Here is a 14968-nt window from a genome sequence, read left to right on the forward strand (position 1 = left end):
GCGATCCTGTTCGCGACCGGCTTCCCCGAATGAACCGCCCCTCGTAATCAGACGTCGTACGTCAGTCGCACGTCGCCGAGCACCGGCGCGTGCTCACGCTCCGGCACGGAGGCGGCGATGTGGACCTCACCCGGTTCCAGCCACATCCGCGAGCGAATCGATTCGCCCGGATAGAGCACGCCCGCGAACCGCGCCCGAAATCCGGTGACCCGGGCGGTATCTGAGCCGAGCACCGTATCGACCGCCGCCTTGCAGACGATGCCGTAGGTGCACAATCCGTGCAGGATCGGATCGGGAAAGCCCGCGGCGTGGGCGAATTCGGGGTCCGAATGCAGTGGATTGCGATCCCCGCACAGGCGGTAGAGCAGCGCCTGCTGCGGCAGGGTCGGGGTGGTGACGTCGAAATCCGGTGCGCGATCCGGCAGTTCGGAGCGGGTGCTCGGCCCGCGCTCGCCGCCGAAGCCGCCCTCACCCTTGGCGAAGATGGATGAGCGAGCCGTCCACAGCGGATGACCGTCCGATCCGGTGACCGCGGTCTCCTGCACGACCACCGCGGCCGAACCCTTGTCCCATACCTCGCTGATCCGCCCGGTGCTCGACGCCTTGCCCTCGGCCGGAATCGGGCGATGCACCACCACTTCCTGGCTGGCGTGCACCACCTTCGCCAGGTCGATCTCTACGCCCGGGAAGCTCACCCGTGGCGCTTCGGTCGCCCGCAGCGTCGCCGCGACCGTGGCGAAGGTCGGCAGCACCTGCGGCGCCCGGTCGTCGAGATAGCGCAGTTCGGCCGGGTCGGTCCAGCGCCCGCCCGCGCCCAGGCCCAGGTGATACAGCTGCACATCCGACGGCGACCAGGCGAACTCCTGGCTCGGAAGTGCCGCGCCCAGTGCGACTTTCGGGTCGATCGGCATAACGCTCTCCTCAGTGGTCCGCGCGGCTGGATACAGGCTGGCGGTGCGCGCGCTCGACGATGTCCAATACCGCGAGATATCCGAAGGTGATCGCCGGTCCGATGGTCGCGCCCGGACCGGCGTAGGTGTGGCCCATGACCGGGATCGAGGTGTTGCCCGCGGCGTAGAGGCCCTCGATGACGGTCTCGTCCTCGCGCAGCACCCGCCCGGCGGTATCGGTGACCAGGCCGCCCTTGGTGCCCAGATCGCCGGGGAACATCTTGGCGGCGTAGTAGGGACCCCGCACCAGCGCGGCCAGGCACGGATTCGGCTTGACGGTCGGATCGCCGTAGTAGCGATCGTAGGCGCTGTCGCCGCGGCCGAAATCCGCGTCCACCCCGGTCTCGGCGAAACCGTTGAACCGCTGGACGGTCTGGGCCAGATTCTGTTCCGGCACACCGATTTTCGTGGCAAGCTCGGCGAGACTGGGTGCCTGCACGATGTTGCTTTTCTCCAGCCAGCGCTTCGGGAAGCGTTGTCCCGGTTGCAATCCGGCGAAGATGTAGCGGTTGCGGTAGCGCTGATCGAAGACCAGCCATGCGGGCACATGTGCACCCGGGCCGTCGCCCTGACCGAATTCCCCGCCGTACATCTTGTGCACGGCCTCGACGTAGGGCAGGGATTCGTTGAAGAACCGGTTGCCGTCCATATCGACGATCAGGCCGCCGGGAAGGTTGCGCTCGGCCAGGCAGAACCAGGGCCGGCTGCCCTTGAACACGGTCGGCCCCCACCACGCGTCCTCCATGAAGTCCACGGCCGCACCGAGTTCCTGGCCCGCGCGGATCCCGTCGCCGGTATTGGCCGCCGCGCCCGTGGTCCAGTCGGTGGAGATGGGTTCGCGCTGATACTTGTGCCGCATCTCGGCGTTGTGCTCGAATCCGCCCGCCCCGAGCACCACGCCGTAGCGCGCCCGGAAGGTGACGCTCTCGCCCGCCCGCGTGGCCTCGACGCCGACGACACGACCGTCCTCGACCACCAGGCCGGTCATCGGAGTCTCCAGCAGCACACCGACATTCGCGTCCAGCAGACCCTTGCGCATCCCCGCGATGATGGCCTGGCCCATGCCCAGCAGATGTTTGCGGGTGGCCTTGGCCCAGTAGGTCCGGGCGCCGACCCGCAGTGCGCGCATCATGCCCTTGGGGTGGCGTCGGATCAGGCTCAGGCGGACGAAATCCGCCTGTGTCGTCACGACATTCAGCGGCGTCTTGGCATACGGCGGCTCCAGCTTGAACCGCTCGTCGCCGAGCACCATGGCATCGAACGGCTTCGGCTCACAGGAGCGGCCCAGCGGCTGACCGCCCGGAGCCTCCGGATAGTAATCGGGATAACCCGGAACCCACCGCAGCTTCAGCGCGCTGTGATCGAGGACGAACCCGAGTGCCTCGGGGCCGCGATCGATGTAGGTATCGATCCGCTCCTTGGGCACCGCATCGCCGATGATGCTGTACAGGTAGCGGCGTGCCTCTTCGCGGTCATCGGGACGCCCGGACGCGAGCAGCGCCTTGTTCCCCGGGATCCACACGCCGCCACCGCTGCGCGCGGTCGACCCGCCGTAGTGCGCGGCCTTCTCCAGGATCACCACGCGCAGGCCGTGATGCGCTGCGGTGAGGGCGGCGGTCATTCCGGCGGCGCCGCTGCCGACCACCACCACATCGTATTCCCGATCACTCATGTAGAACACGTTATAGAATCGGGCTAGCTTCGGTCTATATTGATCTGGCAGATGGGACTGCTGGAGCGAGAAGATCCAGGAAAACGCGTTACAGTCTCGGGCGCTGTCCCGGCCCCGGTGGAAGGAATTGAGCGTGCTGTCGGATGCGGTACGGAGTGAACTGGCCGCCCAGCTCGCGGTCGCCGAGCGCGACCGGGTGCCGATCGACCCGCTGATCGCGCGGTATCCGGACATCGACGTGGTCGATGCCTACGAGATCCAGCTGATCAACATCCGCGCGCGCGTGGCGGGCGGGGCGCGGATCATCGGGCATAAGGTCGGACTCTCGTCGAAGGCGATGCAGCAGATGATGGGCGTCGACGAGCCCGATTACGGACATCTGCTCGCCGAGATGCAGGTGTTCGAGGACGCGCCGGTCGAGGCGGGCCGGTATCTGTATCCGCGGGTCGAGGTGGAGGTCGGCTTCGTGCTGGGCGCGGATCTGCCGGGTGCGGACTGCACCGAGGCCGATGTGCTCGCCGCGACCGTCGCCTACGCGCCCACCATCGAGCTCATCGATACCCGGATCACGGACTGGAAGATCGCGCTCTGCGACACCATCGCCGATAACGCGTCCTCCGCGGGGTGGGTGCTCGGGCCGGCGCGGGTGCGGCCGGATCTGTTGGATATCGCCAAGATCGACGCCCGGCTCACCCGTAACGGGGAGGTGGTCGCCGAGGGCCGCAGCGACGCCGTGCTCGGCGACCCGACCATCGCGGTGGCGTGGCTGGCCCGCAAGGTCGCCTCCTTCGGCGTGCGACTGCGGGCCGGTGACATCGTGCTGCCCGGCTCGTGCACCCGCGCCATCGACGCGCGGCCCGGCGACGCCTTCCATGCCGAGTTCGCCGGACTCGGTTCCGTCCGTGTGGAATTCAGCTGAGGAGACCTGGAGTGCCTGCCAAGGGAAAGGTCGCGGCCGCCATCGTCGGCTCCGGCAACATCAGTACCGATCTGCTGTACAAGCTGCTGCGCTCGGAGAAGATCGAACCGCGATGGATGATCGGAATCGATCCTGCCAGTGAGGGTTTGAAGCGCGCGGCCGGATTCGGGCTGGAGACCTCGCACGAGGGGGTGGACTGGCTGCTCGCGCAGCCCGAGCTGCCGGATTTGCTGTTCGAGGCGACGTCGGCGTATGTGCATCGCGATGCCGCGCCGCGCTACGCCGAGGCCGGAATCCGCGCGGTGGATCTGACCCCCGCCGCCGTCGGTCCCGCGGTGGTGCCGCCGGTGAATATCGATGCGAATCTGGACACGCCGAACGTCAACATGATCACATGCGGTGGGCAGGCGACGATTCCGATCGTGGCGGCGGTATCGCGCGTGGTCGAGGTGTCCTATGCCGAGATCGTCGCCTCGGTGTCCTCGGTCTCGGCCGGGCCCGGAACGCGCGCGAATATCGACGAGTTCACCAAGACCACCAGCCGGGGCGTGGAGACCATCGGCGGCGCGCGGCGGGGGAAGGCGATCATCATCCTGAATCCGGCGGAGCCGCCGATGATCATGCGCGACACCATCTTCTGTGCGATTCCCACCGATGCCGACACCGACGCGATCGGGGAGTCGATCCATCGGATGGTCGCCGATATCCAGCAGTACGTACCCGGTTATCGACTCCTCAACGAGCCGCAGTTCGACGAGCCCTCGGTGATTTCCGGTGGGCTGGCGAAGGTGTCGGTATTCGTGGAGGTCGAGGGCGCGGGCGATTTCCTGCCGCCGTACGCGGGCAATCTCGACATCATGACCGCCGCCGCTACCCGCGTCGGCGAGGTCATCGCGGACCAGATCGTCTCGGCTCGGGTGTAAGGAGTTACCGGACAATGCCTTTCTCGAATGAACTCGATATCCGCGTCACCGATACCTCGCTGCGCGACGGCTCTCATCACAAGCGCCACCAGTTCACCGCGACCGAGGTGCGCGATATCGTCGCCGCCCTCGACGGCGCTGGCGTGCCGGTGATCGAGGTGACCCACGGCGACGGCCTGGGCGGCTCCTCGTTCAACTACGGCTTCTCGAAAACCCCTGAGCAGGAACTGATCACGATCGCGGCCGAGACGGCCCAGCGCGCCGAGATCGCGGTGCTGATGCTCCCCGGCGTCGGCGTCAAGGAGGACATCAAGATCTCCCAGGACAACGGCGCCTCGATCGTCCGCATCGCGACCCACTGCACCGAGGCCGACGTCTCCATCCAGCACTTCGGTCTGGCAAGGGATCTGGGCCTGGAAACCGTCGGCTTCCTGATGATGTCGCACACCCAGCCCCCCGAGATCCTGGCCAGGCAGGCCCGCATCATGGCCGACGCGGGCTGCCAGTGCGTCTACGTAGTCGACTCCGCGGGAGCCCTTGTCCTGGACCAGGTCTCCGACCGCGTCGGGGCCCTGGTCGCCGAACTCGGCACCGACGCCCAAGTAGGCTTCCATGGCCACGAAAACCTGGACCTGGGCTGCGCCAACTCCATCTACGCCATCCGCGCCGGAGCCACCCAGATCGACGGCAGCGCAAGACGTTTCGGAGCGGGAGCGGGCAACACGCCCGTCGAGGCCCTGATCGCGGTCTGCGACAAACTCGACATCAAGACCGGCGTCGACTTCTACGCCATAGCCGACGCCGCCGAAGACGTGGTCCGTCCGGCCATGCCCCAGGAATGCCTCCTCGACCGCCAATCCCTGATGATGGGCTACGCAGGCGTCTACTCCAGCTTCCTCAAACACGCCGAACGCCAAGCGGAACGCTACGGCGTCTCCGCCGCGGAAATGCTCGTCCGAGCAGGCCGTCGCAAACTGGTCGGTGGGCAGGAAGATCAACTCATCGATATCGCCTTGGAGCTCCAACGGGAGCAGCAGTCGGTCACGGCCTGAGATCCGGTTCGTGCAAAAGTGCTATGGCCTTCCACCTGGGCATATAGCATCCATGCTATGGGATGGGGTACTGTCGAGCTGGAACCCGAGGTGTGTGAATGGCTGGAGAAGCTCCCTGCAGATCTGTTCGCCAGAGTGGCCTTCTACGTCGACCTGCTGGCGGACGAAGGCGCGTTGTTGGGCGAGCCGTACACGAAGCAGCTCGACGGCAAGCTGCGGGAGCTTCGGTTCCATCTCGACAATCGGCAGGTGCGTGTCACGTACTGGATTGCTCCGGGGCGAAGAATCATACTGCTGACAGTCTTCGTGAAGACGCGGATGCGCGAGCGTGCGCAGATCGAGCGTGCGCGACTCGCGTTGGCGCGCTGCATTGCCGCGCGGCACTCTGCTGAGGAGGATGGGAACGATGGTTGAAGGCGCCGATTGGGCAGAGCTCCGGGATCGTCGGATGCGGGAGCCGGGTGCCGTCGAAGCGTATGAGACAACGCGATTGGCGTACGAGCTCGGGCGGACCATCCGGCAGATGCGGGAACATCACGGGTGGACCCAGAGCAGGCTGGCGGAGGCTGCCGGTATGACGCAGTCCGCGGTCGCCCGGTTCGAGGCAGGTGGGACGGTCCCGAGCCTCCCGGTGTTGGAACGGCTTGCTCACGCACTCGATGCCGATCTGGTTGTTCAGGTGCGCCCGCGAGTGGCGTAGTCGGCTACATCAGTACGCCCGGTCGAACGACAAGTTATGAGTTCCGCTCCCAGGGATCGTCATCGCCGATGCGATCCTCCGTGCCGAAGAACTCGTCGACTTCTTGGCGCATCTCGGCGTAATCGACGTGGGGGAGGGAACGGGTTCGTGTCGCGCGGCGTTTGGTCGTAATGCGGCGCAACCCCTCTGTCAGGTCTTCGGCGGTGGGGGCCGAGGCGGGGTCTATCAGGTACTGAACGGCCAGGCCGGTGAGTAGGGCCTGGTAGAAGGCGCCCGTGGTGCGGGCGGCGGAATCGTCGGAGGGGTCGGTATCTGCGAGTAGCCGGGCCAGGCCCGCTCGGGCCTCTTGTTGGTCGGTGGCCAGGTGGGCTCGGGTTTCGGGGTGGGCCACCGATTCGAAGGTGGCCGACCAGACGTCGGGGTGGGCGCTGATGGAATCGATGATGGCCTGCCACTGACGGGTGAAGTGCTGCAAGGGGTTTCGGCTCGAATCGGGGGTTTCGGCCAGGGCGCGTTCCAGTTCGTCGCCCCATTCCCGCGTGGCCTCGGCTAAGGCTTCGTTGAGCAGGGCCTCCTTCGATCCGAAGTGATAGCCGATGGCGGCCATGCTGACGCCCGCGGCGGTGGCGATGTCGCGGACGGTGGTGCGGGCGTAGCCCTTGTCCAGGAGGCAGCGGCGGGCGCCGGACAGTAGATCCTCGCGGTTTCCCATGCTCACCAGGGTAGCGCAAATGCCTCAGACAAACGTATTGCGCGTTTGCCTAAGACATTTGTACAGTTCTGGGCATGCGAAAGAACCAGAACGCTCTGATCTCCGGCGCGAGCATCGCGGGCCCGGCCCTCGCCTTCTGGCTGAAGCGCTACGGGTTCAATCCCACCGTGGTGGAAAAGGCGCCGGCGCTGCGCGAAGGCGGCCAGGCCATCGATGTGCTCGGCACCGCCACCGAGGTGGTGCGGCGGATGGGTCTGCTGGAGCGAGTGCACGAGTTCAGTACCGGCAAGCGCGGCACGTCCTATGTCGATGCCGACGGCCGGGCCCGAGCCACCATCAGCAGCGAGGTCTTCAACGGCGTCGGCGCGGGCGGCGACACCGAGATCCAGCGCGGCGATCTGGCGCGAATGCTCTACGAGGCGACCCACGGCGACGTGGAGTACCTCTTCGGCGACTTCATCGCCGAACTGGCACAGGACGACAACGGCGTGCATGTCACCTTCGAACACGCCGCCCCGCGCACCTTCGATCTGGTCATCGGCGCCGACGGCGTCCACTCCCACACGCGCAGACTGGTTTTCGGCCAGGAATCCCAGTTCATCCGGCACATGGGCTACTACATTTCGATCTACACGATCCCGAACTTCCTGAATCTCGACCACTGGGAGCAGGACTACAACACCCCGGGCAAGGTGGCCGGTGCCTACAGCATCCGCGAAAACACCGAGGCGAAGGCCATTTTCGCGTGGGCGAGCGATCAGCTCGACTACGACTACCGCGACGTCGAGAGCCAGAAACGCATGCTCGCCGAGACCTTCGCGGACCAGTCCTGGCAGGTGCCGCAACTGCTGGCCCACCTCGACGACGCCGAGGACTTCTACTTCGACGCCATGGCCCAGATCCGCATGGACACCTGGCACCGCGGCCGCGTCACCCTCGTCGGCGACGCCGGATACTGCGCCGCGCCGCTGTCGGGCCAGGGCGCGGATCTCTCGCTCGTCGGCGCCTATCTGCTGGCGGGCGAATTGGCCGCGGCCGCAGGCGATCACACCGTCGCCTTCGCCCGCTACGAGCAGGAGATGCGGCCCATGGTCGACGCCTGTCAGAAGTTCGCCGAGGGCGTCGGCACCTGGTACGCCCCACCCAGCAACACCATGATCCGGGTCCGCAACGCCAATGTGCGCCTGCTGCCGTACCTGCCGTGGCGCGGTCTCATCGGCGGTGCGCCGCAGAAAGTCGCCCGCACCGTCGTGGTCCGGGACTATGCGGCCTAGTGACCTTCTACGTCGACCTGCTGGCCGACGAAGGCACGTCTCGGCCGCGGAGATGCTGGTCCGAGCGGGACAGCGCAAACTTGTCGGGGGGCAGGAGGATCAGCTCATCGACATCGCCTTGGAACTTCAGCGGGAGCAGCAGGCGGCGACCTCCTGAGAGCACCGGGTAGGGGGCCGGGCCGTCGAGAGCTCTGATACGGCGATCGACGACCAGTGTTGGCAGTACCGTCCTGGAACATGTCTGTTGAATCGGCGGGCAGGATCGGGCGAGGCTTGTCCCGGCGTGGGGCGCTCGTCGCCCTCGCGGCGGGCGTGCTGGCCGCCACGGCGGGCGTCGCCGAGGCGAGCGGTGTCGAGGGCGCTCAGATCCGTGCCGAATTCCTGCACGCCTGGAACGGTTATGGGCAATTCGCCTGGGGCCACGACGAACTCACACCTCTCTCCGGCGGCTACAGCGAGTTCTTCGTGCCCGGTCGGCCGATCGGACTGTCCATCATCGAGGCCCTGGACACCCTGTATGTGATGGAGTTGGATACCGAGCTGGCCGCCGCGGTCGCCTGGATCGAGCAGCACCTCGATTTCGATATCGACGGCGACTTCCATGTTTTCGAGGCCATCATCCGAGTGGTCGGCGGCCTGCTGGCCGGATACCTGGCCACCGACAACAAGAAGCTGCTCGCGCTCACTGTCGATCTGGCCGATCGGCTGATGCCCGCGTTCGCGTCACCGACCGGCATGCCGTATCAGTACGTCAACCTGCACACCGGCGCGGTCTCGGGAAACACCCCGCCGCTGGCCGAGATCGGGACCAACATCCTCGAATTCGGCATGCTGTCCCAGCTCACCAAGGACCCGAAGTATCTCGAGGCGGCGAAGAAGGCCTACCGCGCGGCCATCGCGAAGCGGTCACCGATCAACCTGATGGCCACCAACCTCAATGTGGAAACCGGTGTCTGGGCGGACAGAACCGATCTCGCGCCCAACCCCCCGAGCGACTCGTTCTATGAATACCTCTGGGGCGGTTGGGCATTGCTCGGGGATCGGGACTGTTTCGACTGGTTTCATCTGCTCAACGACGCGCTGACCCGCTACGAGGTGGAGACCTACCGCGGCCGGGTCTGGTACCGGCAGGTCGACTTCGAGACCGGCGCGGTCACCGGTCGGCGACAGTCCGAACTGGCCTCGTTCTGGCCGGAGGTGCTCGGCCACGCCGGCCAGCTGTCCCTGGGTCGTGCCTACTACGAAACCTGGACCGCGATATTGGACAAGTACCCGGTGCTGCCGGAGGAGATCGACTACACCACGATGACGGTCACATCGAAGAGCAATCAGTTCCGCCCCGAATACCCGAACGCATCCTTCGACCTCTATCTGCAGACCCACGACCGCTACTACGCGACCACCGCATGGCAATACTTCCTCGGAATGCGGACCCACGCGCGAGTCCCCAACGGATACACGATCATCGACGACGTCACCACCTCACCGATGCGGCTCGGCGACCTGTTCCCCGCATACGGCTTCGCCGAGAACTTCAAGTACCTGTACCTGACCTTCACCGAGACACCCAGATTCGATCGAGCCGACTTCTACCTCTCCACCGAGGGAAAGATCCTGCGCGGCCTGCGAAGGTGAGGTGTTCAGTCCCGTGCATTCCGATATCAACACCATCGTTCACGATGCTTGGCACGCGAATCGGAACGATGTGGACAACGAGACTTCCCGCTGATCGAATGACCGGATCAGCGGTGTGACAGATTGTCACCGCCGATGATTCGTTCGTCCTGCAACGTTGAAGCCATGATCCTCATACTTCCGCCGCCGGATCACGCCGATCTCTGAGGCGGAAGGTTCGACTCGGAGCACGCCGATTCGGATCGCCTGGGAGATCAGTCGGAGTCGGGGTCTCGATTGGCATGCGCAACAAGCCCGTTGCGACCCAGCTCGACGACGGCACTCTCTTCGAGCAAGCACACGATTTCGTGTACATGCCTCTCGAAGAGGGCGATGAGTTCCTTGTTTGGCAATGTTGCCGTCACGACTATCAGTAACGATCTCGGGCTTCGCTCGAGCAGATGTCCGATGAAGAAGTCGCTGTCCTTGGTGACCACCGTTCGACCTTCTCGGTCCGCTATGGCCGCTATCTCACCATCGGGTGTGCGATTGGCCTGAGGAAGGTCGAGCGTGTGTCGAGCATCGTGGCCTGCCGTCTCGAGGAAGGTCGCCAGCCGTCGCGGCAGCTGCGCATCGATCAAAAACCTCATGCGGCGTCGAAGGGGATCGTCGCCTTCCGGGCAGTCACCAGCGCAGCGTACTCGAGCGCGGCGAGGAGGTCGTCCCTTTCGAGATCCGGATAGTCCTCGAGGATCTCGTCGAAGTCCATGCCCGCCGCCAGCAGCTCGAGCAGCGTCTCGACCGGGTAGCGCAGGCCGCGGACCACCGGCTTACCGTGGCAGATGCCGGGGTCGGAGGTAATGCGCTCCAGGCGGGACATGGGTTCACTCTACTTGCACTACCAGCATTACAGCGTGTCTGGGACTTGCATTAGAGCTCGACTTTCGCGGTTCTTGACGAACGGGTGTTCGATGCCCTAGCCCGCCCGGCGACATAGGGGCGTTCGCGAGGGCCTGTCGGTGATCATAGACACGCGAGCTCGGCAGACACGCCGATCCACGTGCAGGTGCCGATGGGCTGACGGCCCTGGTGCTGGAATGGTTACGCCCATCCGGACGCTCAGCGGCAACGAATCAGTGGGGTGAGCGGCCAGGTGTCGGAAGGTGCACCGTAGCCAGGCGGGGCCTATTGATTGGCTACATTTCCTGGACATGCTGTGCTTCTGCTTGAACTGCCCGTGAGTTGTTCCCCGGCGAAAGGAGTTCAGTGAATCTGTCGAAGATTGTATCCATTGCCATTGCAACCGGCGCTCTTGCGACCGTAGCAGCCTATCCTGCTATCGCGCAGGGCGACGACAGCACGTCGAAAGGCCCGCGAGCCACCGCATACCTGTGCGAAAAGCTCGTAATGAAGGATGTCGATCACGTACCGAGCAGTGTGGAGTATACCGGCGAAAAAGCTACCGTCGTTATCTGGAACGCTGTCGGGATCAACTGCGACCCGCTCGGAAGCTCTCCTAAGACGGGCGCATCAAAGGGGTTCGTCGAAGGTAAGACGGTGGAGATGGTCGACAAAAACGGCAAAACCGTTCGCAAGCTTAGTAGAATCACGTTCTTTTGCAAGCTCGACGCCGGTGATGGAAATGGCGCTGTTACGGGCGATGATTGCAGACTGTCCCCCGCAACTGCCGAAGAGCTCGCGCCGTCCTAACTCAGAAATTTCGTGCGCGGCATCCCGACTCGACTTTCGCTATCTCTCTCGAACATTCATTCGATCACGGATCGCAGACTCCTTCCCGAACGACCGAAATGCGCCATCACCGCGCGTTGAAAGGTCTTGTCATTCAGTTGGTTTGGATGATCGACCAACGCTCGCGCAGCGGCAGGAGAGTATGTCCGCAAGACGAGCTCGGTTGACCGTTGGTCGTGGTCGGCCTGGCGCGTGGTTGCGGCAATTGCGCGCATTCGTGCGAGGTCCGCGCCGCCACCAGCCTCAGGGCGCACCGGCACAGCTCATTGATTACTTTTTGATAACCAGATGGCGTGTCAATCGCGGGAGCGACTACTGATTCCAGCGCGACCGGCCCTACCCCGCACACCGATCCTTCGGACAAGCCACAACCCGGACCTGCCGCCATCCAGTCTAACAGCGACCTCCCAACTGCCTCTTGACATAAAGGGGAGCCATGAGCGATCACTATAGTTAATAATAGTCAGAGTCGGTCGGCAGTCGAAAGACAGCTGGCGCGTGTGAGACAGGCCGGCGACCGTCTCGGCGTGTCGAGGAATCAGCGACGGGTGCGTGCGGTGATGATCGGCGGTTTGTGTCGATCCCTGCGGTGCCGAAGTCGTTGCAGCCCTTGTTGGATGCGTTCCGGCCGTGTTTCACCACCCCGACGTTCACCACGTTCGTTGCCCTGACCATCGGGCTGATCGCCGCCCCGGCCCGGCGGACGGTGTGCGGCATGCTGACCGCCGCCCGGATGGGCGGCCATCACGCTCGCGCGCATCGGTTCTTCGCCACCGCACACTGGAACCTGGACCAGGTCAGTATGGTGATGCTGAGACTGGTGATCGGCTGGCTCATCCCGACCGGTGCACCGTTGCTGATCGCGGTCGACGACACGTTGTTCCGCCGCAGCGGCAAGAAGGTGCACGGCGCGGTCTAGGCCTACGACGGCTCCCGCCAAGTTGCCAGCGGCCAAACCAAACTCTCGCGCGGCACCACGTTCGTGGTTGCCGCCGTGGTGGTCGAGCTGCCGTTCGCAGACCGTCCGATCGCGCTGCCGGTGCTGTTTCGGTTATGGCGTCCCGGCGGGCCAACCAAAACGATTCTCGCCCGCGACCTGATCGGCCGGATCGCCGCCGCGCGCCCCGACCGTGCCGTCCATGTCGTCGCCGATGGCGCGTATGTGTGCAGCACCCTGCGGCAGCTGCCCATGAACGTGACGTTGACCGGGCCGCTACCCCGCAACGCCGCCCTCTACGATGTGCATCCCGACCTGGACAACCCGCCGAACATGCAAGGCCGACGAGGTCGGCCCCGTACCCGGGGCACCCGGATCGGCACACCAGCCGAGCTGGCCGCCACCACCACGGGCCAGCCGGTCACCGTGACCCGGTACGGCCGCACCGCCACCGTGACCGTGCACGAACGACGCTGCCTGTGGTACGGCGCCTTCCGCTCCCAACCCGTCCGGGTCCTGGTCGTGCGCGAACCCCGCCGCCCCGGACTGGCGCTACTGACCACCGACACCACCACCACCACCACCGCAGCCGAACTCATCACCCGGTATTCCGCCCGCTGGTCGATCGAGGTCGCATTCTTCAACGCCAAAAACGTCACCGGTGCCGGCGAGGCCCGTAACCGCACCCGGGCGGCGGTGGAGCGCACCGTCCCGTTCGGGATGCTCACCCAGACCCTGGTGATTCTCTGGTATCACCTCGCCGGGCACTCACCCGCGGTCGTCGCCGAGCACCGCACCCGGGCCCGCTGGTACACCACCAAAACCCACCCCAGCTACCCCGACATGCTCACCAAGCTCCGCCGCACACTGATCACCGCCCAATATCGTGCCGACCTACCCGGCGACCCCACCCCCGAACAAATCCACACCATCCGCTTGGCCTGGGAGAACACCGCTGCCTGACTGCGAAACACGAGATTAGAGCCAGGTGTCCAAGGTCGTAGTGGTGAGGAAATGCTCCAGATCCGCGCGCCACGGCGCGGGGGTGGTCTTATCCGGCTCGATGGCGGTGTACTGGCCGCGGTAGAACAACAGCGGCCTGCCGGAGTCGGTGGACTCCGACAGGGCCGCCACCCGGCCGATCACGATGTAGTGATCGCCGCCGTCGACGACGCTGTCCACTGTGCACTGGATCGTGGCCAGCGCGCCGTCCAGGAGGGGAAGCCCCAGGTTCGATGGGTGCCAGGGGATTTCGGCGAACTTATCGGGTTCGCGGGAGCCGAAGCGTGCGCAGGTCTCGCGCTGTTCCTCGGCGAGGACGTTCACGCAGAATCGGCCGGCCTGTTCGATGGCGGCCCAGGTGCGGGAGGTCTTGGTGGGGCAGAACACCACCAGGGGCGGCTCGAGGGAGAGGGCGGCGAACGACTGGCAGGCGAATCCGATCGGCGCGCCCTCGTCGTCGAGGGTGGTGATCACGGTGATGCCGGTGGCGAACTGCCCCAGCGCATCGCGGAACCGGCGCGGATCGATCTGCGGGAGGTCGTCCGTCGTCATCTCGTTCACTCCTGCCGGAAACCGATGCTGAAGTCGTGGCCCCACAGGCTGACCGCGGTGGATTCGCGCGCGATCCACGAGTCGTCCTCGACTTCCAATCCCTCACAACCGAATTCGATGTCGAAGCCCCCCGGGGTCTTCATGTAGAACGACAGCATCTTATCGTTGATGTGCCGCCCGAGGGTGGCCGACATTTTTACCTTCTTGCGCAGCGCGCGATCCAGACACAGGCCGACGTCGTCGGAGTTCTCCACCTCGACCATCAGGTGCACGATGCCGGTGGGGTTCGGCAGCGGTAGGAACGCCAGCGCGTGATGGCGCGGATTGCAGCCGTAGAACCGCAGCCAGGCGGGGTCGCCGTCGGCGGGGCGGCCGACCATCTGGGGCGGCAGCCGCATCGAGTCACGCAGCCGGAAGCCGAGCACATCCTGGTAGAACGCCTGTGCCGCGGCATCATCGGTACAGGTCAGCACCACATGGCCCAGGCCCTGCTCGGCGGTGACGAACTTATGCCCATAGGGACTGACGAACCGGCGCGCGAGGTACTGCGCCCCGTGGAAGGCCTCCAGCGTATTGCCGTCCGGATCCTCGAATCGGATCATCGCCTCGACGCGACGCTCGGCGACCTCGGACTTGGTGCCCTCCGCGAAGGACACCCCGGCCTTCGACAGCCGCTCCCGAAGACGTTGCAGCGCAGCGGCGTCGACCACTTCCCAGCCCGACACCTGTAGGCGGTCGGTCTCGCCCGGCACGATCACCAGACGCGCCGGGAACTCGTCCATGCGCAGATACAGCGCATCCTTATCGGGCCCGTCGGCCGCCATCATGCCGAGCACCTTCGTCCCGTACTCACGCCAAGCGGGGATATCGGTGGCCTCGATGCGCATATAGCCGAGCGCGCGAATACTCATG

17 protein-coding genes and 1 pseudogene are annotated in these 14968 nt (G+C 65.3%); 11 read left to right on the forward strand and 7 right to left on the reverse strand.

Translation table 11 applies throughout. From position 1 onward, the window contains the following. Nucleotides 1-47: 47 nt before the first annotated feature. Both ACIA76_RS23300 and kstD read right to left on the reverse strand, forming a co-directional pair. Nucleotides 48-911, reverse strand: a complete 864-nt coding sequence (locus tag ACIA76_RS23300; RefSeq protein ID WP_397153994.1) for a MaoC/PaaZ C-terminal domain-containing protein — start codon at nt 909-911, stop codon at nt 48-50. 10 nt (nt 912-921) lie between these two features. Further along, nucleotides 922-2631, reverse strand: a complete 1710-nt coding sequence (kstD, locus tag ACIA76_RS23305; RefSeq protein WP_397153996.1) for a 3-oxosteroid 1-dehydrogenase — start codon at nt 2629-2631, stop codon at nt 922-924. A gap of 124 nt (nt 2632-2755) precedes the next feature. Between kstD and ACIA76_RS23310 the strand changes: the two genes are divergently transcribed. Genes ACIA76_RS23310 through ACIA76_RS23330 form a run of 5 tightly spaced genes read left to right on the forward strand, consistent with a single transcriptional unit; the run spans nt 2756 to nt 6216 of the window. After that, nucleotides 2756-3541: a 2-keto-4-pentenoate hydratase gene (locus tag ACIA76_RS23310; protein WP_397153997.1), complete on the forward strand. Its 786-nt coding sequence runs from the start codon at nt 2756-2758 to the stop codon at nt 3539-3541. 11 nt (nt 3542-3552) lie between these two features. Continuing rightward, nucleotides 3553-4464 carry an acetaldehyde dehydrogenase (acetylating) gene (locus ACIA76_RS23315; protein ID WP_397153999.1) on the forward strand — a complete coding sequence of 304 codons (912 nt, stop codon included), beginning with the start codon at nt 3553-3555 and terminating at the stop codon, nt 4462-4464. A gap of 14 nt (nt 4465-4478) precedes the next feature. Then, nucleotides 4479-5516, forward strand: coding sequence for a 4-hydroxy-2-oxovalerate aldolase (dmpG, locus tag ACIA76_RS23320; RefSeq protein ID WP_397154001.1), 1038 nt, complete (start codon nt 4479-4481; stop codon nt 5514-5516). 57 nt (nt 5517-5573) lie between these two features. Beyond that, nucleotides 5574-5930 (forward strand): type II toxin-antitoxin system RelE/ParE family toxin, encoded by a 357-nt coding sequence (locus tag ACIA76_RS23325; protein WP_397154003.1) that lies wholly within the window; start codon nt 5574-5576, stop codon nt 5928-5930. A gap of 34 nt (nt 5931-5964) precedes the next feature. Continuing rightward, on the forward strand, nt 5965-6216 hold the full coding sequence (locus ACIA76_RS23330; RefSeq protein ID WP_397154005.1) for a multiprotein-bridging factor 1 family protein: 252 nt from the start codon (nt 5965-5967) through the stop codon (nt 6214-6216). 34 nt (nt 6217-6250) lie between these two features. Here ACIA76_RS23330 and ACIA76_RS23335 read toward each other — a convergent pair whose 3' ends face one another. Beyond that, a complete protein-coding gene (locus ACIA76_RS23335) occupies nt 6251-6928 on the reverse strand; it encodes a TetR/AcrR family transcriptional regulator (protein WP_397154007.1) in 678 nt (225 codons plus the stop codon). A 74-nt stretch (nt 6929-7002) separates the two neighbouring features. Between ACIA76_RS23335 and ACIA76_RS23340 the strand changes: the two genes are divergently transcribed. From ACIA76_RS23340 to ACIA76_RS23350, 3 genes and pseudogenes are all read left to right on the forward strand, one after another. Continuing rightward, nucleotides 7003-8202 (forward strand): FAD-dependent monooxygenase, encoded by a 1200-nt coding sequence (locus tag ACIA76_RS23340; protein WP_397154009.1) that lies wholly within the window; start codon nt 7003-7005, stop codon nt 8200-8202. Between the two features lie 28 nt (nt 8203-8230). Further along, nucleotides 8231-8359: pseudogene (locus ACIA76_RS23345) on the forward strand (4-hydroxy-2-oxovalerate aldolase); the annotation flags it as partial. Between the two features lie 80 nt (nt 8360-8439). Beyond that, entirely contained in the window at nt 8440-9837 is a 1398-nt protein-coding gene (locus ACIA76_RS23350; RefSeq protein WP_397154011.1) for a glycoside hydrolase family 47 protein, read from the forward strand. A 254-nt stretch (nt 9838-10091) separates the two neighbouring features. On the opposite strand, the gene ACIA76_RS23355 is transcribed toward ACIA76_RS23350, so the two are convergent. Both ACIA76_RS23355 and ACIA76_RS23360 read right to left on the reverse strand, forming a co-directional pair. Continuing rightward, complete coding sequence (locus ACIA76_RS23355) at nt 10092-10466, reverse strand: DUF5615 family PIN-like protein (RefSeq protein WP_397154013.1); 375 nt, start codon at nt 10464-10466, stop codon at nt 10092-10094. Then, nucleotides 10463-10696 (reverse strand): DUF433 domain-containing protein, encoded by a 234-nt coding sequence (locus ACIA76_RS23360; RefSeq protein ID WP_397154015.1) that lies wholly within the window; start codon nt 10694-10696, stop codon nt 10463-10465. The genes ACIA76_RS23355 and ACIA76_RS23360 overlap by 4 nt, the downstream gene beginning before the upstream one ends. A gap of 386 nt (nt 10697-11082) precedes the next feature. Here ACIA76_RS23360 and ACIA76_RS23365 point away from each other — a divergent pair, with 386 nt between their 5' ends. The 3 genes from ACIA76_RS23365 (at nt 11083) to ACIA76_RS23375 (ending at nt 13465) form a co-directional block, all read left to right on the forward strand. Beyond that, nucleotides 11083-11526 (forward strand): hypothetical protein, encoded by a 444-nt coding sequence (locus tag ACIA76_RS23365; protein WP_397154017.1) that lies wholly within the window; start codon nt 11083-11085, stop codon nt 11524-11526. A 628-nt stretch (nt 11527-12154) separates the two neighbouring features. Next, the gene (locus ACIA76_RS23370; RefSeq protein WP_397154019.1) at nt 12155-12484 is read left to right on the forward strand and encodes a transposase; all 330 of its coding nucleotides are present in this window, start codon (nt 12155-12157) and stop codon (nt 12482-12484) included. 75 nt (nt 12485-12559) lie between these two features. Beyond that, nucleotides 12560-13465, forward strand: a complete 906-nt coding sequence (locus ACIA76_RS23375; RefSeq protein WP_397154021.1) for a transposase — start codon at nt 12560-12562, stop codon at nt 13463-13465. A 15-nt stretch (nt 13466-13480) separates the two neighbouring features. Here the strand turns inward: ACIA76_RS23375 and hsaB are convergent, their stop codons facing one another. Both hsaB and hsaC read right to left on the reverse strand, forming a co-directional pair. Then, nucleotides 13481-14056 carry a 3-hydroxy-9,10-secoandrosta-1,3,5(10)-triene-9,17-dione monooxygenase reductase subunit gene (hsaB, locus tag ACIA76_RS23380; protein WP_397154023.1) on the reverse strand — a complete coding sequence of 192 codons (576 nt, stop codon included), beginning with the start codon at nt 14054-14056 and terminating at the stop codon, nt 13481-13483. 5 nt (nt 14057-14061) lie between these two features. Next, complete coding sequence (hsaC, locus tag ACIA76_RS23385; protein ID WP_397154026.1) at nt 14062-14967, reverse strand: iron-dependent extradiol dioxygenase HsaC; 906 nt, start codon at nt 14965-14967, stop codon at nt 14062-14064. Nucleotide 14968: the final 1 nt, after the last annotated feature.

The organism is Nocardia sp. NPDC051570 (assembly GCF_044454005.1).
In the GTDB taxonomy this organism is placed as follows: Bacteria; Actinomycetota; Actinomycetes; order Mycobacteriales; family Mycobacteriaceae; genus Nocardia.